This window comes from Aeromonas sp. CD, from assembly GCF_033349375.1.
Lineage (GTDB): Bacteria > Pseudomonadota > Gammaproteobacteria > Enterobacterales > Aeromonadaceae > Aeromonas > Aeromonas hydrophila.
Map to the genome: position 1 here is coordinate 2,282,236 of NZ_CP137631.1, position 21,423 is coordinate 2,303,658.

Here is a 21,423-nt window from a genome sequence, read left to right on the forward strand (position 1 = left end):
GACGGTTTTTAGGGGAGAGTTATGACCCCAGTATGGCTTGGGCTGCTGTCAGCGCCATTTCCCGTCTCCAACATGTTTTTGTCGCAGTCGAACGGTTTTTCCCTGTCGTGACGCCACCTTCTGACATGTCTCTTCCCGTCTTTTTGCAAAATCCCCTCTGCTGATGGTGCCCTGTCGGCTCTTTTTTCGTCTCTGTTCGGATCTTTTCCTGGCATGTTGGCGGCCCGATGGGGCGCCTGCTGTCGGCAACGCCAAGGGACAGTGCAAGAAGAGTGTGCAGAGAAGTTGTGCTGTTTGCTCTCGGCAGAAGCCGGACTGCAGAAGGTCGTGTACCGCGTTGTTGATGCGCAATGCCGGTTGAACCGGTTAACGGTGCAAGGGGCCCCGAAGCAGGAGGTGGGCAGGTGATAAACAGAGGAAGCGCTGCGAGGGGCGCAGGGATGGTTGCAACGAGATGGCGTCATGGCACCGGGTGTGGCGAGAAAGGTCCAATGAAAAAGCCCTCCAGTGGAGGGCTTTTGTCACAGCAACCTGAAAGCGGGGCTTAGAACAGGGTGGTGGAGAGATCGTAGAGCTCCTGATCGAACGGGCGCTTGAGGTTCTCGATGCAGTCGATGATGTCGTGGTGCACCATCTCGTTGCGCTGGATGCCGACGCAGCGGCCACCGTGGCCGGCCAGCAGCTGCTCGACGGCGTAGGCGCCCATACGGCTGGACATGATGCGGTCACGCGCGGTGGGGGTACCGCCACGCTGGATGTGGCCCAGGATGGTGGCGCGGGTTTCGCGGCCGGTCAGGGCTTCGATGTCCTTGGCCAGGGCGTTCACGTCAGTGACATGCTCACAGATAGTGATGATGGCGTGCTTCTTGCCCTTGGCTTCGCCTTCCTTGATCTGTTGCAGCAGCTTGTCCTTGTCGAACGCCACTTCCGGCACGATCACGTACTCGGCACCGCCGGCAACGGCGGCGGACATGGCCAGATCACCGCAGTGACGGCCCATGATCTCGACCACGGAGATGCGATGGTGGGAGCTGCAGGTATCGCGCAGACGGTCGATGGCGTCTACTACCACGTTCAGCGCGGTATCAAAGCCGATGGTGAAGTCGGTACCGGCGATGTCGTTGTCGATGGTGCCCGGCAGGCCGATGCAGGGGAAACCCTCTTCGGTCAGCTTCTTGGCGCCCATGTAGGAACCGTCACCACCGATCACCACCAGGGCGTCGATGCCGTGCTTTTTCAGATTTTCGATCGCTTCGGCGCGCACTTTCGGATCTTTGAAGGCGGGGAAACGGGCGGAGCCGAGGAAAGTACCACCACGGTTGACCACGTCGGAGACGCTGTGACGCTCCAGCTTGACGATACGGTCCTGGTGCAGACCGAGGTAGCCATCATAGATGCCGTAGACTTCCAGGCCATGATGCAGACCGGCGCGTACCACGGCGCGGATGGCTGCGTTCATACCCGGTGCGTCACCACCACTGGTCAAAACACCAATACGTTTGATTTGTTTGGTCATGAGTGCCTCTGGATCTGAGTTGTCGAATACGAAATGGTTGAATGAGACAAGCCACTTTTACTATATCGGCTTTCCTATGGGATGCGGCTGCCATAGGAAAAGCGATATGCAGGAGGGGGCAAGCGCCCCCTCCATGGCAGCCGATTACTTGGCCGCGCCAGCGATGATCTGGGAGAAGTCGTCCACTTTCAGGGACGCACCACCCACCAGGCCACCGTCGATGTCCGGCTGACCGAACAGGTCGGCAGCGGTGGCACCGGTGACGGAACCACCGTACAGGATCTGTACCTTGGCAGCCACGGCGGCGTCGAAGCCGGCCAGGTACTGACGGATGTGAGCGTGAACGGCCTGAGCGATTTCCGGGGTGGCAGTCTTGCCGGTACCGATGGCCCATACCGGCTCGTAAGCCACGACGGCGTTCTCGAAGGAGGCGATACCGCAACGGTCGATCACGGCTTTGAGCTGGGTTTCGACCACGGAGTTGGTGGTGCCGGCTTCGAACTGAGCCAGAGTCTCACCGATGCACAGCACGGGGATCAGGCCGCCTTTCTGGATGGCTTCGTACTTGGCAGCAACCACGTCGTCGGTCTCTGCGTGCAGGGTACGACGCTCGCTGTGGCCGACCAGGGAGTAGGTGCAACCGAAGGCTTTGAGCATGGACGGAGCGTTCTCGCCGGTGAAGGCGCCGGACTCGTGAACGTCGGCGTTCTGGGCACCGTAGGCAATCTTGCTGCCAGCGGTCAGTTGCTCAACCAGACCCAAAAAGATAACCGGCGGGCAGACGGCGACTTGCACAGAAGGATGAGCGGCAGCAGCCGGGGTCAGTCCTTTGATCAGAGCTTCGACGGAAGCTTTGGTGCCGTTCAGTTTCCAGTTACCCATTACCAGGTGCTGTCTCATCTTGTATATCTCCTAGGCATTTGATTGCGCGACATTATATGAATTGAACCGAGCCCAAGATAGCTGACCCGGCGGCAAATGACGTAATTTTTTTTCGCTTTCCTGATCCAAATCAGGAATGAAAGGCTCGATTGCTCAATCGTTAACCTGCCCTCGCAAACGGGCCCACCATACCCCAATCCATTCGTGAATGGCAGCTTCGGAATACATCAGATAGCGCCCTTTTGGCAGATAGCTGTAGAGGGGCTGGGCCACCTGACTCTGCTTGGCGGTGTAGTCGGTGGGGGCGGGCACGGCGTTCAGTCCCTGACCCTGATAGAGCGCCATGGCCCGTGGCAGATGGGTTGCCGAGCTCACCAGCGCCACCCGTTTGTTCTTGAGGTGATGGCTGATGCTGACCGCCTCGTCGTGGGTGTCTTTGTTGTTTTCAAACAACGTCATCCGCGAGCGGGGAATGCCGAGACTCACCGCCATGCGGGCGTTGACCTCGGCGTTCGACAGGGGATCTCCCGATACATAGCCTGAAAAAATCAGCTCCGCCTGCGGATAAGCCTGGGCCAGCCGTACCCCCTCGAGGGTGCGGGCCAGCGCAATATTGTTTTGCCAGGACCGCTCGGGCACCGCCGGGTCGCTGACATGGCCGTTGCCGAGCACCACGATGGCCTCGATGTCGGGATGCTGGCTCACTTCGAAGGGCGGGAAGGTCTGCTCCAGCTCGCGGGCCAGCTCGTAGCTTACCGGTCGCATCCCCATCAGGGTGACCAGCAGCAGCGAGAGGGTCGCCAGCAGCTTGCCGGTCTTTTGGAAACGGGTGAACCAGAGCAGCAAGAGCGCCAGCAGCAGCAGGCTGAGGGAGAAGGGGAGCGGCATCAGCAGCTGGCCCAGCCACTTTTTGAGGTCAAACAGGGCGTCCACTTGTTACTCCTTATATAACAATGCATTAAAAAATTATTAAGGATTTTGGCGCCCTTGTATAGGCGCCTCTTCCCAGGGCTGCATGGCGCCATCAAGGTGCACAGGTTGTGCAGTGACTGCCTGCACAACCCTGAAAAGCGCGAAACGAGGACAAAGTGGGCGCCAAACGATGTTTTTTCCATCACCTGGGGGAGGGAGCTGCGCCTTGAGTTTTCAGCAAATTCGGGATGTGACAGAATACCCTCTTTTTCGTCAGGCCCGTTTCCCGTGGCCACAGAGTTGAGTTCGTCTTGAAGCAAGATCAGAGTTTTGACGGGCGCGCCGACAAGTTCGCCCGCAACATTTATGACTCCACCAAGGGGCGCATCCGCACCACAGTGGTCTGGAGCGACATCGAAGCCTGCCTGGCCCGCCTTGGCAACCGGCCGCTGCGCATCCTGGATGCGGGGGGCGGCTTTGGCTATTTCGCTCAGAAGCTGGCGGCCATGGGCCATCAGGTGGAGCTGTGCGATCTGTCGGCGGAAATGCTGGCGCTGGCGCGCAGCCAGATCGCCGAGAAGGGGCTGGAAGACAAAATTCGTCTCATCCATTGCCCCATTCAGGATCTTAAAGCACACGTGACCGGCACCTTCGATCTGGTGCTCTGTCACGCGGTGCTGGAGTGGCTCGCCGAGCCGCGCCAGACCTTGCTCGGTCTGTTCCCTTTCGTCAATGCCGGGGGCATACTGTCGCTGCTTTTTTACAACCGTCACGGTCTGCTGTTTCAGAGCCTGGTGGTGGGCAATTTTGACTATGTGCGCCAGGGGCTCAACAAGAAGCGCCAGACTGCGCTGACCCCCACCAATCCCCAGCTGCCGGAGCAGGTCTACGACTGGATTGGCCGGGGCGGGCTCAAGATCATCGGCAAGACCGGGGTGCGGGTGATCCACGACTACATGCGCCACAAGCAGGATCAGCGAGAAAAGTTCGACGATCTGCTGGCCATGGAGCTGCAATATTGCCGGCAAGAGCCGTTTATCTCCCTGGGGCGCTATATCCACGTGATGGCGCAAAAACCCACCGGTTGAGGCCACCTTTTTTGATGCTACCGGATGTAGCCGCGCGCAAGACTTTGCGCCCTATACAACAACGAGATGACAACATCATGATGAGTACATCCCGTACCCTGCCCGAAATGGTGGGATGGGTCAGGCAGGAGGGGTTGGCGCTGAGCCTGCCCACCGATCGGCTGGCCTTTCTGATTGCAATCAAGACGCTGTCCGAAGATGAATCGGATCTGTCTGAAGCGGCGCTGCACGATGCCTTTGGCTACGTCAGCAACGCCTTCGGCCAGATGGACGAGACCCTCACCGGTCGCGCCAACAACGCCATCAACGATCTCATTCGCCAGCAACTGCTGTCGCGCTTCAACACCGACATGGTGGCGGGGGAGAGCCTCTATCGCCTGTCGCGCCTTGGCATGAGCATCGTCGATTTCTTCATGGATCAGCGCCAGGTTGACTCCATCAAGCTCTCCATCCTGCTCGAACACCTGGCGGCCGAGCTCGACACCGCCCGCAAGGCGGCGCTCGAGACCAATACCCGCGAGCAGTGGGATGCCGAGGTGCTGCCACGGCTCACCTTCTCGCTGGAAGAGACCCTGGGGCGCATCGATCTCACCCAGCGCGCCATGGACGAGCAGCAAAATCAGGTCAAAAACGAGATTGCGGCCCTGCTGACCCAGAACTGGGTCGATGCCATTCACAGCTGTGAAAAACTGCTGCACGAGACCGGCCAGACCCTGCGCGAACTGCAAGATACCCTGGACGCCGCCGGCCACCGCCTGCAGGCGGGGTTGCTCAATATTCAGGAAGCGGCGCAGGGGCGCGAGGATCTGTTCCACGTCGAGGAGCTGACTCATGCCCTGCAGGGGCGGCTGGACGTCATCACCAGCTGGGGCCAGCAGTGCATCGAGCTGTGGGCCCGCTATGACAGGCACGTCCACAAGTTCATCCGCAACGCCATCGACATGGACAAGAACCGCGCCTTCAGCCAGCGGCTGCGCGACTCCATCCGCAATTTCGAGCAGCACAACTGGTTGCTGCGGGTGGCCGAAGAGCCGCGCCTGCTGGAGCTGCGCGACGAGACCATCGCCATCCACGACGAGGAGGTGACCGGCGAGGTGCCCCTCGAGATGGAGTACATGGAGATGGTGGACATCAACCAGGAGCTGGCCGAGCGCATCGAGCGCTATCTGGCCCGCTACCCGGAGCAGGGCCAGCAACTGGATCTCGCCGACGTGCTGCGCGAATACCTGCTGGACTACCCGGCCCATGCCCATTTCGACGTGGCGCGTCTTCTGATCGACCAGGCCGTGCGCCTGGGCCATGCCAGCGGCGAGCACCAGCTGCATCGTCAGCCCGCATGGAAACCCATTAACCAAGCTGGATCCAAGGTTCAGGCCTATGTCATTGATCAATACTGAATTTCCCTTGCCGCTGCGGCTCGCAGAGGCGATTGCCAACCCCTTGTTTCCGCGCATCGACACCGCCTTGCGCTCCGGCCGCCACATCAGTGCCGACGAGTTCGAACAGCACTCGGCGCTGGTGGAGTACCACCAGGAGCTGGAGATCTTCTACGGCCGCTATCAGGTTGAACTGATCAAGGCGCCGGAAGGTTTCTTCTATCTGCGCCCGCGCCCGAGCGCCGACATCGGCACCACCGTCCTCTCCGAGCTCGACATGCTGGTGGGCAAGGTACTCTGTTACCTCTACCTGAGCCCGGATCGGCTCGCCTCGGAAGGGGTGTTCGCCATGGGCGAACTGCAAGAAGAGGTGCTGAGCCTGGCCGACGAGAAGCAGCTGCTGCGGATGGTCAACAGCCGCTCCGGCGGCACCGATCTCGACAAAAAGAAGCTCTTGGAGAAGATCCGTACCTCCATGCGCCGCCTGCGCCGCCTTGGCATGATCACCGCCCTTGGCAACAGCGACAAATTCCGGGTCAACGAATCGGTGTTCCGCTTTGCCGCCGACGTGCGCTCCGATGAGGATCCGCGCGCCGTCCAGCTGCGGATGATCCAGGAAGGGGACGCCATCTTCCACGACGACGAGATGCCGAGCAGCGACTCGCTGTTTGAGGATATCGAGGCGGATCTCGATGAAGAGCAGCTTGAACTGGAGGTGGAAGATGACCTGCAGCGTTAAACACAAGGCCCAGATGGAGGCAAAGTCGTGAGAGGCAAATTCAAATCCCTGACCATGGTCAACTGGAACGGCTTCTTCGCCCGCACCTTCGATCTCGACCAGCTGGTCACTACCCTGTCCGGCGGCAACGGCGCAGGCAAGTCCACCACCATGGCGGCCTTTATTGCGGCGCTCATTCCCGACCAGTCGCTGCTTCACTTCCGTAATACCACGGAGGCGGGATCCTCCAGCGCGTCCCGCGACAAGGGGCTCTACGGCAAGCTGCAGCGTGGCCACTGCTATTCGCTGCTGGAGGTGATGAACAGCCGCGAGCAGCGGATCTGGGTCGGCGTCCACCTGGAGCAGGTGGCCAACCGCGACAACAAGGTCAACATCACCCCGTTCGCGCTGGTAGATGTGCCGGAGCAGTTGCAACCCACCGATCTGCTGCTGGAGAAGCTCGATGATGGCAAGGGGCGGGTACGTGCCTTCGCCGATCTGAAAGGGGCCGCCGCCGAGCTGGGGGCGCTGAAAGTCGCCAAGTTCAATACGGTGACCGACTATCACAACTTCATGTTCGAGTTCGGCATCACCCCGAAGAAGCTGCGTGATCAAAAGGATCGCGGCAAATTCTATCGCCTGATCGAAGCCTCCCTCTACGGCGGTATCTCTTCGTCCATCAGCCGCTCCTTGCGCGAATACCTGCTGCCGGAGAACTCCGGCGTGCGCAAGGCCTTCCAGGACATGGAGGCGGCCATCTACGAGAACCGCCGCACCCTGGAAGCGATCAAGGAGACGCAAGGTCAACGGGATCTGTTCAAGAACCTCATTACCGAGACCACCCACTATGTGGCGGCCGACTATGTGCGCAACGCCGCCGAGAAGAATCGCCTCTCCGAGCTGGCCCTCAAGGCCCGGCAGGAGCTGGCAGGCAAGCGTCGCCTGCTGGCCGAGGAGAAGCAGCGCGCCATCTATCTGGCCGACGAGGTGGAGCAGCTCACCAACCGCGAGAAACTGCTCACCGACGAGCTGGAGTCTGCCGCCGAGCACCTGGCCAAGGTGATGGCCGCCGTCAGCTTGCAGAAGAAGATCGAGATGTACCGCGCCGATCTGGCGGAGCTGATGGACAAGCTGGAGCAGCAGCAGGCGATCGTGGAGGAGATCCACGGCCAGTTGCTGGAGGTGGAAGAGCGCAAGGAGCTGGCACAGGCAGAAGTCGATAGCCTCAAGACCCAGCTGGCCGACTACCAGCAGGCGCTCGATATTCAGCAGACCCGCGCCATCCAGTACCGTCAGGCGGTACAGGCGCTGGAGACTGCCCGCGAGCAGTGCGAGCTGCCGGGGCTGACCGCCGAACAGGCGAGCGACACCCTGCACCAGTTCCGCGCCGCCGAACAGAGCCTCACCAGCCGGGTGCTGGGGGCCGAGCAACAGCTGGCGCTGGCCAAGGCGGCGGTGGCCGAGCACGAAGCGGCGCTGGCGCTGCTTCTGAGCATCGCCCCCGAGACAGTGCGCGAGGCCGCCTGGCCTACCGCGCAGGCGCTGCTCAAGCGTCACATCGAAGACAAGGCCCGCATCGCCCAGGGGCAGGGGCTGCGCGCCGCGCTGGCTCGCCTCGAGAAAGAGAGCGAAAGCCAGCAGGCGCTGCTGCGCTTGCGTGACGAGCTGCAGCAGGCCTCTGGCCAGCTGATCGCGAGCCAGGACGAGCTGGAGATCTTCCTCGAAGCCCAGCGTACCCGTCAGGAGGAGCTGGCCGAGCAGCAGGCGGAAGTGAACCAGCGCCGCGCCAGCCTCGAGCATCAGGGCGCCCAGCTTGGTCGCGATGTTGCGGAGCTCACCAAGCTGGCTCCGCGCTGGCTGAAATCGTTCGAGAAGCTCGAGCAGCTGCGCGAGCAGAGCGGTCTGCCGCTCACCACCGCCGAAGAACTTTCTTCCGGCATGCAGAGCGTGCTCGACAAGGAGCGCGAGTTCGAGCAGGAGAGCAACCGCATCGCGGCGCAGAAACAGGCGCTGGAGCTGCAAATTCGCAACCTGCAGCTGGGGGCCGGCGAGGCGGATCCGCGTCTTGCCCGCATCGCCGAGCAGGTGGGGGGCGTGCTGCTCTCCGATGTCTATGACGACATCTCCATCGACGATGCCCCTTACTACTCGGCGCTCTACGGCCCGGCCCGCAGCGCCCTGGTGGTGCTGGACCTTGAGGGCGCCATCGAGCGGCTGAAAAAGCTGGAAGATTGCCCGGAAGATATCTACCTCATCCAGGGCAACCCCGACTCCTTTGACGAGGATCTGGTAGAGGCCGATGAGCTGGGGGACGCCGTGCTGGTGCGCACCAGCAAGCGTCAGGTGCGCTTCTCCCGCTACCCCGAGCTGCCGCTGTTTGGTCGCGCTGCCCGGGAAAAACGCATCGAGCAGCTCGACCTTGAGCGCGAAGGCCTCATCGAGGGTTACGCCAAGGCCGCCTTCGAGCAGCAGAAGTACCACCGTCTCTACGGTCACTTCCGCGACTTTATCGGCCAGCACTTGGATATCGCCTTCCGCCCCGACCCGGAAGCCGAAGTGCAGGCCAAACAGCACGAGCAGCGCAAACTGCAAGAAACCATCGCTGAGTGCAACAAGCAGCTGGCGGAGGCCAAAGCGGCTGCCGCTCAGCTGACCCGCCATATCCAGCTGGTGCAGGGGATGCTGCCCTTTGCTCACCTGTTTGCCGAGACAGATCTGGCGGCCCGCCTCGAGGCGGCTCATGCCGACGTGGAAGCGCTGAAACAGGCCGAAGCCTTTATCGCCAAACACGGCAAGTCGCTGGAGAAGCTGGAAACCATGGTGCAGGTGCTGCGCCAGGATCCGCAGGATCTGGCCGCGCTGCAGGCAGCTTACGATGAGGTGAGTGACCTGCTGGCCGAGCAGAAGCGCCGTTGCTACGCCCTCGATCAGCTGGTGGCCCGTCAGCCGCACTTTGCCTATCAGGATGCGCAAGACCTGCTGGGCAAGGCGTCGGAAATGAGCGAGCGACTCAAAGAGAAGCTCAAGGCGGCCGAGCTGGCGGCCCGCACCGCTGGCGAGCAGCACAAGCAGATTGCCCAGCGCCATACCGAGGCGTTGCAGCTGCGCACCGCCCTCAACTCCAGCGTCGAGGCCAAGCGCCAGACCCTGACCGAGTTCGAGCAGGAGCTGGCGGCCATGGGGCTGACGCTGTCTGACGATATGGAAGAGAAGGCGCGCGCCCACAAGAAAGAGATTGAAGAGCTGCTGATCCGCACCCGTTCCCGTCGCACCAGCGCCGAGGCCCAGCTGCAGGTAACCAAGCGCGAGATCGAATCCCTTGGCGGTCGTCTCAAGCTGGAAGGCAAGGATTACTACGGCGCCCGCAAATCACTGGTGGGCCACAAGGCGAGCTGGTCGCGGGTGGTGCGACTGGCGCGGGAGACCGACGTCGAGAAGCGCCTCAACAAGCGCGAGCTGGCGTACCTTGACAGCGACGAGCTGCGCTCCATGTCGGACAAGGCCCTCGGCGCCCTGCGGGTGGCGGTGGCCCACGACGAGGCCCTGCGCGATGCGCTGCGACTGTCGGAGGGCAACCGCAGCACCGAGCAGAAGGTGGCCTTCTACGTGCAGGTCTACCGCTACCTGAAAGATCGCATCCGCAACGACATCATCCGCTCCGATGATCCGGTGGAAGCGATCGAGGAGATGGAGATCGAGCTGGCCCGTCTGGCAGACGAGCTCAAGCAGCGGGAAACCCATCTGTCGCTCTCCTCCCACGAGGTGGCGGCCAAGATCACCAACATCATCCGCCGCGAGCAGAACCGTATCCGGGTGCTCAACCAGGGCTTGCAGAACATTGCCTTCGGTCTGGTGCGCGGGGTGCGCCTCAACGTCAATATCCGCGAGGCCCACACCCGTCTGCTGACGGCGCTGGCCGATCAAACCGCCATGCACAACGATCTGTTCGCCGACAAGGAGCTCAGCTTCTCCGAGGCGATGGCCAAGCTGTTCCAGCGCCTCAACCCGCAAGTAGAGCAGGGGGATCGCAGCTATCAGGTGATGGGCGATGTGCTGCTCGACTATCGCAACTACCTGGAGCTGGAGATCGAGGTGCAGCGCGGTGCCGATGGCTGGCTGCGGGCCGAGAGCGGCGCGCTCTCTACCGGCGAGGCGATCGGTACCGGTCAGGCCATCCTCTTGATGGTGCTGATCAGCTGGGAGGAGGAGTCCCGCCGTCTGCGCGGCAAGGACATCGCCCCCTGCCGTCTGCTGTTCCTCGACGAAGCGGCGCGTCTGGATGGCAAATCCATCGCCACCCTGTTCGAGCTGTGCGAGCGGCAGGATATGCAGCTGCTTATCGCCGCGCCCGAGAACATCAGCCCCGAGAAGGGCACCACCTACAAGCTCATCCGCAAGGTGCAGGGCAAGCACGAGCACGTGCATGTGGTGGGCCTGCGCGGCTTTGGCTTCGCCGATGACAAGCTCATCGCCTGACAGAGGCTGACGGACGAGGTATGAAAACGGGAGGCTTGGCCTCCCGTTTTACATGAGCAATGCATCTTTTTTTACAGTTAAAGCAACGGTAAACTGTCAAAATAATATTGACATCTATACTGGCCAGAATGACAAAAGGATTTGAAATGGCAATTTCACAGTATAAAAACCAAAAGAAACCACTTGAATATAGTAAAAATGAAATAGACCGTGCGGCTAGAGATATCAGGCATGGTATGGATGATACGGGGCGTTCTGAAGCTATAAGAAGGATTCAAGGATTTCGTGAGTATCATCTTTACCCATTAATGTTGATGAAAAATCACTTGGCAAGAATTGCATCTCAGGTTAGTAACAAAGTCTTAGTTGCGAGACGACTTAAACGGCTTTCAACCATCATTGATAAGTTGGAAAGACCGACGCTAGATGGGCACAATACTAATTCAATTAAATTGACGCGTATGCAAGACATTGCTGGCTGTCGAGCTATAGTAAAAAATATAAAACAGTTGAAACAGCTTCAAAAAAAATTAGAGAGTAGTCGCTCGGTTCATAAAATAGTGAGTATCAAAGACTATCTCACACCTAAAGAAAGTGGATATGGCGGTGTTCATTTGGTGTACAGTTGCTATGAAAATCAACTGGCTGATCACGAATGGAAAAAAGCAAAGGTTGAAGTTCAGCTAAGAACTGAGTTGCAGCATGCTTGGGCTACAAGTCTAGAGATTATTGATACTCTTGAGCAGATTAATCTTAAGACAAGGCATGATGGGCATGATGACTGGCGTAAGCTGTTTTCCATCGCTGGGCGATTGGTATCACATGAAGAAAAAGCATGTGTTATCGAAGATGCACAAACTCTTATAAGTCTTAGGCAGGAGCTTAGTGAACTTGCTGATAAGTTAGATGTTGTATTAAAACTTGCTAGGTATACATTAGCCATAACATTTACGACAGATCATAAAGCTGTCAAGCAAGGGCGGAATGGACAGGGATTGTTTCTGGTTTGCATGCACATACTCGAAGAACAGGAAAAGAAAATACAGGTGACAGTTAAACACTTCTCAATGAAAAACAGTGAAAAAGCTCTTGCTGAGTTAAATGAAGCTGATTTAAATGAAAAGATAATTATATCTGTTCTTGTCTCCGCCTCTGATGTCCGTGCTCTAAAACAGGCATACCCAAATTATTTTGGCTCCACACGAAAATTTAGTGACTTTCTCGAAAGGCAAAGGGGGGATTTGGGGTAGTATTGGTGGAGACTACATTTTGGTTGTTTTGTACAACTAGGCATATATCGATCAGCATATTGTTCCCCTGACAGGGGCTGACGGGTGAACACACAAACGGGAGGCTTGGGCCTCCCGTTTTCCATGGGAAATGTGAGAGAGTAGGCTCCTGCTCGCGGGCGCCCGTCTGGCCATGACAGCCGGACGGGGCGAACGCGACATCTCATAACGGGTCGAGGAAGTAGATGATGAGGATCATGGTGCAAAAAGGGCTGCTGGCCTCCCTGTGCCTGCTGCTGGCCGCCTGCAGTAGCCAGCCTGATGCAGGCAGTGCGGGCAACTGGAGAGGCTATACCCAGACAGGGCTCGCCTCCTACTACGCCGATCGCTATCACAACAAGCGCACCGCCAGCGGTGAGCCTTATCAGCGCCACGCCAACACCGCCGCCCATATGGAACTGCCCTTCGGCGCCATGGTGCGGGTCACCAACCTCGCCAACGGCAAGAGCGTGGTGGTCAGGGTCAACGACAGGGGTAATTTCCCGCGCGGGCGCATCATCGATCTCTCCAAAGCGGCCTTCAGCGCCATCGGCAATCCCCGCGCCGGGCTTATCAAGGTGAAGATAGAGGCGCTCTAGTCGTTGATTCGTTCAGTGGCTTGAACAGAGTGTCCATCCTGCCCGGCTATATCCCGCCAGGCCGCCCCTCTTACACTGCTGCTCGACGCGAAGGCCGCGCCCGGTTCAGGGCCCCTTTGCTTACCCTTGATAAAATGGAGCAGACCAAGATGAGTGAAGAGAAACGGGTGTCCATCGCCGTGCTGAAAGCCCGCGCCGGCATGAGAGAGGCGCTGCGCCGCGAGCTGCTCAAGCTCATTGCGCCGACGCGGCGTGAGCCGGGCAACCTGGATTACGTGCTGTTTGAATTGCAGGACGAGCCGGGCACCTTCTACATGCGCGAGGCGTTCATCAATCAGGCCGCGCTGGACAGTCACTGCCAGACTGACTATTTCCAGGCCTTTGTCGCAGAGGCTAAGGCGCTGCTGGCAGAGCCGCTGCGCCTGATTTTTATGAAGGAGGTGAGCCCCACTTAAACTCATCGGGCCCAAGGTTGGCCCGATTTCCATTCATGTTCAGGTACTGCCCTAGACGCGGTCCCACCCCGTCATCGCCCCCCTGGTGTGCGTCTCTGCATTCTCTACCAAGAGGTTGAACGGGGGCTTATTGCTCTTATCCCGCCTGTTTATGCCTGCCGTCTTTTCATCTCCAGATTGTCCGGTAATATACCCAAATGGAAATCAATATTGGGGTGGAGCGACATGACCGCCATGGCGGGTGGGTGCTCCGACGAGAGGCGGTCATCAGGTCGGCAAGGTGGTTAAGCCGAGGAGACGGGATGGAGATTGAACTGGCGGGGATAGCGCCAAGTGAGTTTGAACAGCGCTTTGCGGCCGTCAAGGAGGGGATCTTTCCCTATGTCGAGGCGGTCTTTGGCTGGGATGACGAGATGCAGCGTGAGCGGTTGATAAACGAATATGAGCCGCACTGGTTTTCGTGGATCCTGGCAGAGGGGGAGCGAGTCGGCCTGCTCTGCTGCAAGCCATACGACGATTCGCTGCACGTTCATCTGTTGATTATCTTCCCGCAGTATCAGGGGAAGCAGCTTGGCTCGGCCGTCATGGACCGGCTGCATCGCGAAGCGGCATTTGAGGGGAGACATCGGGTGACCCTGTCGAGCTTTAGCGCCAATCAGAGGGCGATAGAATTTTATCGGCGCCTCGGTTATCAGGTGGTAGCGGAAGAGCCGGCGTTCGTCTCCTTGTCCCGGCCGGTGACGAAAGAAGAGTCGTCGTTACTAATGGTTGACGGAGAGCCCTCATGGCAATGCTGAAGATTTTAACGGTTCCCGACCCGCGATTGGGCATCAAGGCCGAGCAGGTTGAGGATATTGAGGCCGTGCAAGGTCTGATTGATGACATGCTGGAGACCCTCTATGCCACCGACAATGGTATTGGTCTGGCGGCCACGCAAGTGGGGCGCAAGGAGGCCATCGTCATCATCGACCTGTCAGAAAAACGGGATCAGCCGCTGGTGTTGATCAATCCGCAAGTGACAAGCGGCACCGAACCGGCGTTTGGCCAAGAGGGGTGTCTCTCCGTGCCGGATTATTATGCCGATGTTGAGCGTTACAGCTCGGTGGTGGTGTCGGCACTGGATCGCCATGGTGTGCCTATCACGGTAAAGAGCTGCGATTTTCTGGCCATCGTGATGCAGCATGAGATCGATCACCTGCAGGGCAAGGTGTTTATCGATTATCTCTCACCGCTAAAGCGCAAGATGGCGTTGAAGAAGGTGAAAAAACAGCGAGGGCAGTGACGTGGATGGTCATGGTCTATGTGATGTCGAAAAGGCCTGCGCTGGGTCCTGTTTCTCGGAGATAATCAAGGCTGAGGCTGATATATGACAGTGCAATTCAAGCGTTTTGACGATGTGCTGGCTCCGGATTTTCTGCCGCTGCTCAACGACGCAACGATCAGAAAACACCTGATTGATCACCCATGTTTCGATCTGCAAGGGGTTGGGCGTTGGATGGACGACAAAATGCGGATCAACCAGCAGCCGGGGTGTCGTGTTCGAGCCGTGTTGATCCATGGACAGCTGGCAGGGTTGTGTTGTCGGTCAGCCGTCTCAACCCGCGGGCACTGCGTTTCTATCGGTGCTGCGGGTGGCAATATCGGGGGCCAAACCCCAAGCATGCCGAGACAGATTTTTATGAATACCGAGTGCCGGACCCGGCTTGAAACTGGGCAAGCGACATGAGCCGAAGACGGTGGGAGCGCATCCGCGCCCTGAATGATGATATGACAGGGCAGGCTGCAAGCCACTGAAGGAGATGAAATGAACAAGGTGCAGTGGGCTGTTTTTACGAAAGGGGAAGTGCCGAGAAAAAGGGCGTCCTGTTGGGTTAGTATGGTGCTGGTATCGCTGCTGACCACGGCGCCAGCTCATGCCGAGGAGCCGCAGCTCGGCGCCGAGTATCGCCCTCTGGTACAGAAGGTGATCGATGCCGCCAAGGCGCGGGATCCACAAGCCCTTGCCCGTCAGATGAAGTATCCCTTCAAGCAGGAGTATCCCATCCCGGTCATCAAGAGCCCGTCCGAGATGGTGGCCCGTTTCGACGAGGTGTTTGATGACGCCCTTTTAAACAGCATCGCCAGCTCCCGGGTCGGGCAGGATTGGCAGGCCATGGGCTGGCGCGGCATCATGCTGGGCAGTGGCGAGGTGTGGCTGGATTTTGATGGCAAGGTGATCGGCATCAATCATCAGACGGCGCAGGCTGCAAAACGCAAGGCCGAGCTTGTCGCCAAACAGAAAAGCGATCTTTATCCCGGTCTGCGGGAGTACCAGCGCCCCGAGCTGATGTGGCAGACCGAGAAATTTACCATTCGCATCGACGAGCTGGGTGACGGCCGTTATCGCTATGCCTCCTGGGCCAAGGACAAGGCGCTCAGCGACAAGCCGGACCTGGTGCTCAGCAATGGCACCGTCAGGGTGGAGGGGACGGGAGGCAACCACACCTATCTATTCACCAGCGGCCCTTACCGCTACGAGTGCGCCGTGACCGTTTTGGGTGAGCTGGGCACGCCGCCGGGTGAGCTGGTGGTCTATCAGAACGAGGTTGCCATCATGCACCAGCCGGTGATCAAGGTGCTCTGATATCCCTTGATCTGCCCGGAACGTTCAACGCGCGGCCAAGGGCCGCGCTTTTGTTGTCTGTAACGGTTATCTGCAATGGCTGACGGCTTCGCTAGCCCTGCGGTACTCGAACTCCCTTGTCGAGATAGAGGCTGCTGTAGTGGGCACGGTGGGTGACAAACATCACCTGATGACGGCTGCCATCGGAGAGGATGATGAAATCACCGGCCTGTGCGGGAGTGTGCAGGCTGATTTCATGTTCGGGGGCGGTCAGCTTGTCGACTTCCTCCTTGAAGGTGAGGGTGTAAGAATACATAGGGTGCTCCACAACAGGACCTTATACAGACACGCATCAAACGTAGCTGCTGTGGTCCGGATCTGCGGCGCCCAAGCGGCACCCGCGTACCATTTAATTTACCGGCCGCGGCGGGCTCGCTATCTTATGGAAAGCGGCCCGCGGCAAGTGCAGGCCAATCATGTCGGCGACAGTCAGGAGCGAGCGATGACAGAGCGTGAGTGGGAACCCGAGTTGGTGCGCATTGCCGCCTTCTCCACCGGTACCAAGGGAGGCAATCCGGCCGGGGTCTGGCTGGGGCCGCAACTGCCCGGTGTCGAAGAGATGCAGCGCATCGCCGCCGAGGTGGGCTTTTCGGAGACCGCGTTCGCCGCGCCCTTGCCCACGCCAGCAACGCCGGTGGATGAGCAGGCCGGGCCACGGCAGTGGCGGGTTCGCTATTTCTCTCCCGCCGCCGAGGTGCCGTTTTGTGGGCACGCCACCATTGCCCTCGGGGTGGTGCTGGCCCGCCGGGTTGGCGCCGGCGAGTATCAACTGCAACTCAATCAGGCCACCATCTCGGTCTCGAGCTGGCTGGATGGGGAAGGGGAGTGGCAGGCGGCGCTGCAATCGCCCCCCACCCGCAGCCAACCAGCCCCTGCCGAACTGGTAAGCGCCGCGCTGGCGCTGTTTGGTTATACCCAGGCAGATCTGGATCCTCGCATTCCGCCGGCCCTCATTCATGGCGGCGCCGATCATCTGGTGCTGGCGCTCAACAGTCGCGCCGCCCTGGCTGCCATGCACTACCAGATGGCCGAGGGACGAACCCTGATGCAGCAAGAGGGGCTGGTGACCATTTTGCTGGCGTATGCCGCCCGCGAGCAGCTGTTTCATACCCGCAACCCCTTTGCCTATGGTGGCGTGTATGAGGATCCCGCCACCGGTGCCGCCACCGCGGCCTTTGCCGGTTACCTGCGGGATCTGCACTGGCCTCACGGCGGCATCATCGACCTCTTTCAAGGGGAGGATATGGGGATGGCGTCGCACCTGCATGCCGAAATTCCCTCCGAACCCGGCAGCTCAATCCGGGTATTTGGCCGCGCCCGCCTGATGTGACTGCCAGACAATGAAAAAACCGCCGGCTGGCGGTTTTTTACTTTATGTCGGGGCAAACCGGCCGCTTTGGCATATTGCGGGTCGTGCTCCTCAGCCTAGCTCCGCTCCTGGTGATCACTCTTTAGCCAGTGCAGCAGTTGGCTAGCCACCTGCGGGCTGCCGAGCAGCGCCATGTGGCTGGTGCGATAGGCAATCATGGTATGGGCGGGGAGAAAGGCCAGCTGGTGGCGTGCCTCGTCATGCAGACCAAGGGCACTGCGCAGGGGCACCAGACCATCACCAATCAACCGATCTGCCAACACGCTGCGTTTGGCCGCCGTGGTGGCCGCAATGGCAAAACAGCGCACTCCGCTTGGTTGGGGCAAGGGGGCGCGAGGATCGGCCAAGGGGGAAGAAGGGGGATTCCGGGCAGGGGATGAGTCTATCACCTTGCCATGGCGCAGATCCTTGATGCCGGCGCTGCGCAGCTGTGCCAGCCTGACGAACGGTTCGCTGTAGGCCGTCGCCGGCAGCAGTTGCTCCAGCCAGTGGCCGGCGGATTCGAGCGGTGCGCCGTGATGGGGCGTGCCCAGAAACAGCAGATTTTTAAGGTGAGCCGGCCAGGTCTGGGCAGCCATGCCGGCGCTGTGACAGGCGCTGCGGATCACCAGCCCGCCCATGCTGTAGGCCAGCACGCTGATCTCGCCAAGGCCGCCGGGCCAGTGGGTTGCCAGTTGTTCCAGCTGACGGGCCAGTGCTTGACCGTTCTGCACGATGGAGAGGCCCGAGTTGTAGCGCACATATATGGGCAGGTAACCCAGCGCCTTGGCCAGCATCTCCCCGTGGTTGACCGGCGCATCCTGATGTCGGGTCTGCCACTGCAGATCGTTCATGCACAGCCCGTGCACCATCAGCAGCACCCGTGCGCGAGGGGGCAGTGGCGCTGGCAGGGCCGGCCAGCTCAGGGGCTTGCCGAGATAACGCAGGGTCATGGGGGTGGCCAGGGCATTGTGACTCTCGACCAGCTTGTCCCCCATCACGCCATTGAGGGTGGCGAGCAGGGCCGCGCGGCTAGGCGTGTCGGGAATTTGCTGCAAAGGCGGGGCTGGCGGCAGACGGGCAAGCAGGGCATGGAAACCGCTGCCCAGTGCGCTGGCCGCGCCATATACTCCCTTGTAGACCAGCCCGGTGATCCCCGCCGTCTTTCCTTCCTCCCGCCCTTGGAAGCCCATGCCGCTCAATACCGCCTGATGGACGGCCTCGGTGAGCTGTATCGTCGCAGGCAGGGCCTGAATGAACAGCCGGGTCAGCTCGCGAATATCCGCAAGATGCCAGGAGGAGGCGGGTTGCGGTGCTGTTGGTTGCGTCATGAAAAGCCCCTGTGAAGGTATCGCCGGCCAGCTCCCGCCCGGCAGCGGGGCGGCTGTATGACAACCAGCTTGCGCCGTTTGTCTCGGGTTTGCCAGTGACGCGCCGGCGGTTCTTGGCGAGAAGGCTAGTGGGTAGCCTCGGTGACCGACGGGCATGGCAATCCGCTGGCAGAGACGCTTATGCATCTGATCAGGCAGGGTTGGTGGCTGGAGCAGGAGGTATTGGTACTGGCGAGGGGCTGGCAAGCATGGCCATTGAACGTGACTTGCGACTGATGTCGCCACAAAAAAACCGCCATCAGGCGGTTTTTTTGTTCTGCCGGCCCTTATTTCAGGGCTTTTTTCAGCTTCTTGATCTTGCTCTCGTGCTTGGCAATTTTCTCAAGGCGGGCGGCAATCTTCTGCTTGATCTCTTTCTTGCTGACTTTGGCCATCTGGCGTGCTCCTTTTGCAGTGATGACACTCGCGGTGTCGGGGGTAGGTCAGTCCATGAAACGCCAGAGTGCCACAGGGTTGCTGATGACACCAACTTTTAGCTCAAAATAACGGCAGACAGCATGCCGGTGTAGGGCCTGGTGTCGCGATGGGTCGCGGCAAGAAGAGGGGTATGGCAGAGCAATCGGCAGGTACAAAAAAAGCGCCCCGTGGGGCGCTCTTGCTAGCAGGACTGAGGTCGATCAGGCCTTTTTCAGGTAGGCGGCGACCAGCACGATCTGCACGCCGTTGACCTTGCCTTCGATATGCAGCGGGTTGTTGGTGAGGCGGATGCCCTTCACCAGGGTGCCGCGTTTGGCGGTGAAGCCCGCGCCCTTGACGTCCAGATCCTTGATCAGGGTCACCGAGTCACCTTCGACCAATACGGCGCCGTTGGAGTCGACGGTGGGCACGCTGTCGTCATCGTCGCTGGCCATGCCCGCTTCGGCCCAGGCCTTGGTCTCGTCTTCCATGTACATCATGTCCAGCATGTCTTGGGCCCAGACCTCGCCTTGAGCGGAGAGGTTCTTCAATTGGCGCCACGCCATGACCTGTACCGCAGGTACCTGGCTCCACATGCTGTCGCCCAGGCAACGCCAGTGGTTGACCACTGTGGTTGCCGGCTGCTCCAGCTGGCCACGGCAGGTGTCGCACAGGGCAACGCTGTGATCATCATCGCTGGCCGGAGAGTGGGGGACCGCGAAGGCAGTCAGCGCCTGTTCGGCACCGCACAGTTCACACTTGGCGCCCGCGCGCGCTTGCAGGATGGCATTGATGGTCATGTTTTGGTTCCATTCACGTTGGTAAAATGGCCCGCGATGGGCAGGCCAAGATAATGAAGGGGCGGAATATACCACAAAACCCCGCTCTTTGTCAGGCTAAGCCCGGTCACGGGCCCGCTGCCGGCCAGCGGAGGCATCACCGGGACCTGTTGGCGCAGGAGGACTGCGGGGTAGCCATAACGGCGCAGCATAGATGAGAGTGCTTTTTGACGCGGGATCGCTAGAATGAGCCTCCATTTTGACGGCAGAACAGGGGCGCGCGTGCTGGCTCAACGTTTTCAACAACTGGATCGACTGCTGAGCGAAGCCCGGCACTGGTGGCAATACCAACCCTACCACCACCTTGACCTTGCCTTTGCCAAGGCGGCGCCGGCATTGGCTGAGCGGCTCAATGCCCTATCGCTGGCCGAGATTGAGCGGCTCGATGGCGACATGCCCGCCCTGTGCGAGCTGCTGGCCCCCTGGATCCCGCAGGGGTCAGCGCTGCATGCCCTGAGCGCGTTGCCGACCCTGACGGCTGAGCCCATCCCGTGCGAGCGGACCATGGCGATGTACATGCCGGGGCGCAAGCAGGCCCAGATTGAAGCCTTCACTGCCTGTCTGCCCGTGCACCGCGGCCCCTATCTGGAGTGGTGTGCGGGCAAGGGTCACCTGGGGCGGCTGGTCTCCCTGCACCGTCAAGCCGAGGTGCTGAGCCTGGAGCTGCAGGCGCCACTGTGCGAAGAGGGGCGCCAGCTGGCCGCTCGCGACGGCGCCCGGATGGCGTTTGTCTGTGCCGATGCCTTCGCCGATGAGACCGCCCAGCTGATCGCCCCGGCCCATCACGCCATGGCGCTGCACGCCTGCGGCGAGCTGCACACCCATCTGATTGAACAGGTGGCGGCGCGCGGTGCCGAGGGGGTGACCCTCTCCCCCTGCTGTTATCACCTGATCCGCACCAGCCACTACCGCGCGCTTTCCGGCCCGGCCAAGGCCAGTGTGCTGCAGCTTGCTAAGAGCGATCTGAAGTTGCCGCTGCAGGAGACGGTCACCGGCGGCGCCCGCATCGCCCGCCTGCGTGAGCAGGAGGTGGCCTGGCGGCTGGCCTTTGACTGCCTGCAGCGCCAGGTGCGCGGGGTGGACGAGTATCTGCCGGTGCCCAACATGCAAAAGAGCCTGCTGACTGGCACCTTCGAGGATTTCTGTGGCTGGGCCGCCGAACGAAAGGGGCTGGTGTTGCCGGCCGGCCTCGACTACGCCGGGTTTCTGGCAAAAGGGGAGGCGCGCTATGGCGATGTCGCCCGCATGGAGCTGGTGCGTCACCTGTTTCGTCGTCCGCTGGAACTCTGGCTGGTGCTGGATCGCGCCCTCTTCCTGCAAGAGCAGGGCTACCGGGTGGAGGTGGGCGAGTTTTGCGACAAGCCCATGACCCCCCGCAATATTCTGATCCGCGCGGTGCGAGCACGGCACGGATAAGTGGCGGGCCTCGTCGCGGCGGGGCCTGTTGCAGCGCTGTGCGGTTTGTCCTTTGATGCTTCCCGTTGAGGCGATCGTGTC

General features: G+C 60.2%; 19 protein-coding genes and 1 pseudogene. 13 read left to right on the plus strand and 7 right to left on the minus strand.

Annotation, left to right across the window (positions count from 1 at the left end; translation table 11 throughout):
* Positions 1-544 precede the first annotated feature (544 nt).
* The 3 genes from pfkA to elyC form a co-directional block, all read right to left on the minus strand.
* Positions 545-1,516: a 6-phosphofructokinase gene (gene pfkA, locus R2E40_RS10705; RefSeq protein ID WP_011706225.1), complete on the minus strand. Its 972-nt coding sequence runs from the start codon at positions 1,514-1,516 to the stop codon at positions 545-547.
* Positions 1,517-1,660: 144 nt separating this feature from the next.
* Positions 1,661-2,416 (minus strand): triose-phosphate isomerase, encoded by a 756-nt coding sequence (gene tpiA / locus R2E40_RS10710; RefSeq protein ID WP_011706224.1) that lies wholly within the window; start codon positions 2,414-2,416, stop codon positions 1,661-1,663.
* A 135-nt stretch (positions 2,417-2,551) separates the two neighbouring features.
* Positions 2,552-3,322 (minus strand): envelope biogenesis factor ElyC, encoded by a 771-nt coding sequence (gene elyC, locus R2E40_RS10715; RefSeq protein ID WP_318165548.1) that lies wholly within the window; start codon positions 3,320-3,322, stop codon positions 2,552-2,554.
* A gap of 299 nt (positions 3,323-3,621) precedes the next feature.
* On the opposite strand from elyC, the gene cmoM reads away from it, so the two are divergent.
* The 9 genes from cmoM to def all read left to right on the plus strand — a co-directional run bounded on the left by cmoM (position 3,622) and on the right by def (position 14,572).
* Positions 3,622-4,398 carry a tRNA uridine 5-oxyacetic acid(34) methyltransferase CmoM gene (gene cmoM, locus R2E40_RS10720; RefSeq protein ID WP_202000834.1) on the plus strand — a complete coding sequence of 259 codons (777 nt, stop codon included), beginning with the start codon at positions 3,622-3,624 and terminating at the stop codon, positions 4,396-4,398.
* Between the two features lie 77 nt (positions 4,399-4,475).
* Complete coding sequence (gene mukF / locus R2E40_RS10725) at positions 4,476-5,795, plus strand: chromosome partition protein MukF (protein WP_024946310.1); 1,320 nt, start codon at positions 4,476-4,478, stop codon at positions 5,793-5,795.
* Positions 5,776-6,513, plus strand: a complete 738-nt coding sequence (gene mukE, locus R2E40_RS10730) for a chromosome partition protein MukE (protein WP_318165449.1) — start codon at positions 5,776-5,778, stop codon at positions 6,511-6,513. Before mukF ends, mukE begins: the two co-directional genes overlap by 20 nt.
* Before the next feature lie 27 nt (positions 6,514-6,540).
* Positions 6,541-10,968 (plus strand): chromosome partition protein MukB, encoded by a 4,428-nt coding sequence (gene mukB, locus R2E40_RS10735; protein ID WP_318165450.1) that lies wholly within the window; start codon positions 6,541-6,543, stop codon positions 10,966-10,968.
* Positions 10,969-11,114: 146 nt separating this feature from the next.
* The gene (locus R2E40_RS10740) at positions 11,115-12,218 is read left to right on the plus strand and encodes a RelA/SpoT domain-containing protein (protein ID WP_270812312.1); all 1,104 of its coding nucleotides are present in this window, start codon (positions 11,115-11,117) and stop codon (positions 12,216-12,218) included.
* A 227-nt stretch (positions 12,219-12,445) separates the two neighbouring features.
* Positions 12,446-12,835: a septal ring lytic transglycosylase RlpA family protein gene (locus R2E40_RS10745; RefSeq protein WP_318165549.1), complete on the plus strand. Its 390-nt coding sequence runs from the start codon at positions 12,446-12,448 to the stop codon at positions 12,833-12,835.
* A 134-nt stretch (positions 12,836-12,969) separates the two neighbouring features.
* The gene (locus tag R2E40_RS10750; protein WP_318165451.1) at positions 12,970-13,290 is read left to right on the plus strand and encodes a putative quinol monooxygenase; all 321 of its coding nucleotides are present in this window, start codon (positions 12,970-12,972) and stop codon (positions 13,288-13,290) included.
* 302 nt (positions 13,291-13,592) lie between these two features.
* Positions 13,593-14,087: a GNAT family N-acetyltransferase gene (locus R2E40_RS10755; protein WP_318165452.1), complete on the plus strand. Its 495-nt coding sequence runs from the start codon at positions 13,593-13,595 to the stop codon at positions 14,085-14,087.
* Positions 14,075-14,572: a peptide deformylase gene (gene def / locus R2E40_RS10760; protein WP_318165453.1), complete on the plus strand. Its 498-nt coding sequence runs from the start codon at positions 14,075-14,077 to the stop codon at positions 14,570-14,572. Before R2E40_RS10755 ends, def begins: the two co-directional genes overlap by 13 nt.
* Before the next feature lie 9 nt (positions 14,573-14,581).
* On the opposite strand, the gene R2E40_RS10765 is transcribed toward def, so the two are convergent.
* Entirely contained in the window at positions 14,582-14,848 is a 267-nt protein-coding gene (locus tag R2E40_RS10765; RefSeq protein WP_318165584.1) for a hypothetical protein, read from the minus strand.
* An 11-nt stretch (positions 14,849-14,859) separates the two neighbouring features.
* On the opposite strand from R2E40_RS10765, the pseudogene R2E40_RS10770 reads away from it, so the two are divergent.
* Positions 14,860-14,997, plus strand: a pseudogene (locus tag R2E40_RS10770) (N-acetyltransferase); the annotation flags it as partial.
* Between the two features lie 97 nt (positions 14,998-15,094).
* Positions 15,095-15,913, plus strand: a complete 819-nt coding sequence (locus tag R2E40_RS10775; RefSeq protein ID WP_318165454.1) for a hypothetical protein — start codon at positions 15,095-15,097, stop codon at positions 15,911-15,913.
* 91 nt (positions 15,914-16,004) lie between these two features.
* Here R2E40_RS10775 and R2E40_RS10780 read toward each other — a convergent pair whose 3' ends face one another.
* Positions 16,005-16,208: a hypothetical protein gene (locus R2E40_RS10780; RefSeq protein WP_024946319.1), complete on the minus strand. Its 204-nt coding sequence runs from the start codon at positions 16,206-16,208 to the stop codon at positions 16,005-16,007.
* Positions 16,209-16,394: 186 nt separating this feature from the next.
* On the opposite strand from R2E40_RS10780, the gene R2E40_RS10785 reads away from it, so the two are divergent.
* Positions 16,395-17,282 (plus strand): PhzF family phenazine biosynthesis protein, encoded by an 888-nt coding sequence (locus tag R2E40_RS10785; RefSeq protein WP_318165455.1) that lies wholly within the window; start codon positions 16,395-16,397, stop codon positions 17,280-17,282.
* Positions 17,283-17,377: 95 nt separating this feature from the next.
* On the opposite strand, the gene R2E40_RS10790 is transcribed toward R2E40_RS10785, so the two are convergent.
* Both R2E40_RS10790 and R2E40_RS10795 read right to left on the minus strand, forming a co-directional pair.
* A complete protein-coding gene (locus tag R2E40_RS10790) occupies positions 17,378-18,631 on the minus strand; it encodes an alpha/beta hydrolase (protein WP_318165456.1) in 1,254 nt (417 codons plus the stop codon).
* A gap of 677 nt (positions 18,632-19,308) precedes the next feature.
* Positions 19,309-19,887, minus strand: a complete 579-nt coding sequence (locus R2E40_RS10795; protein ID WP_043163706.1) for a PhnA domain-containing protein — start codon at positions 19,885-19,887, stop codon at positions 19,309-19,311.
* 225 nt (positions 19,888-20,112) lie between these two features.
* Between R2E40_RS10795 and R2E40_RS10800 the strand changes: the two genes are divergently transcribed.
* The gene (locus tag R2E40_RS10800; protein WP_318165457.1) at positions 20,113-21,342 is read left to right on the plus strand and encodes a methyltransferase; all 1,230 of its coding nucleotides are present in this window, start codon (positions 20,113-20,115) and stop codon (positions 21,340-21,342) included.
* The last annotated feature ends 81 nt before the right edge of the window (positions 21,343-21,423 follow it).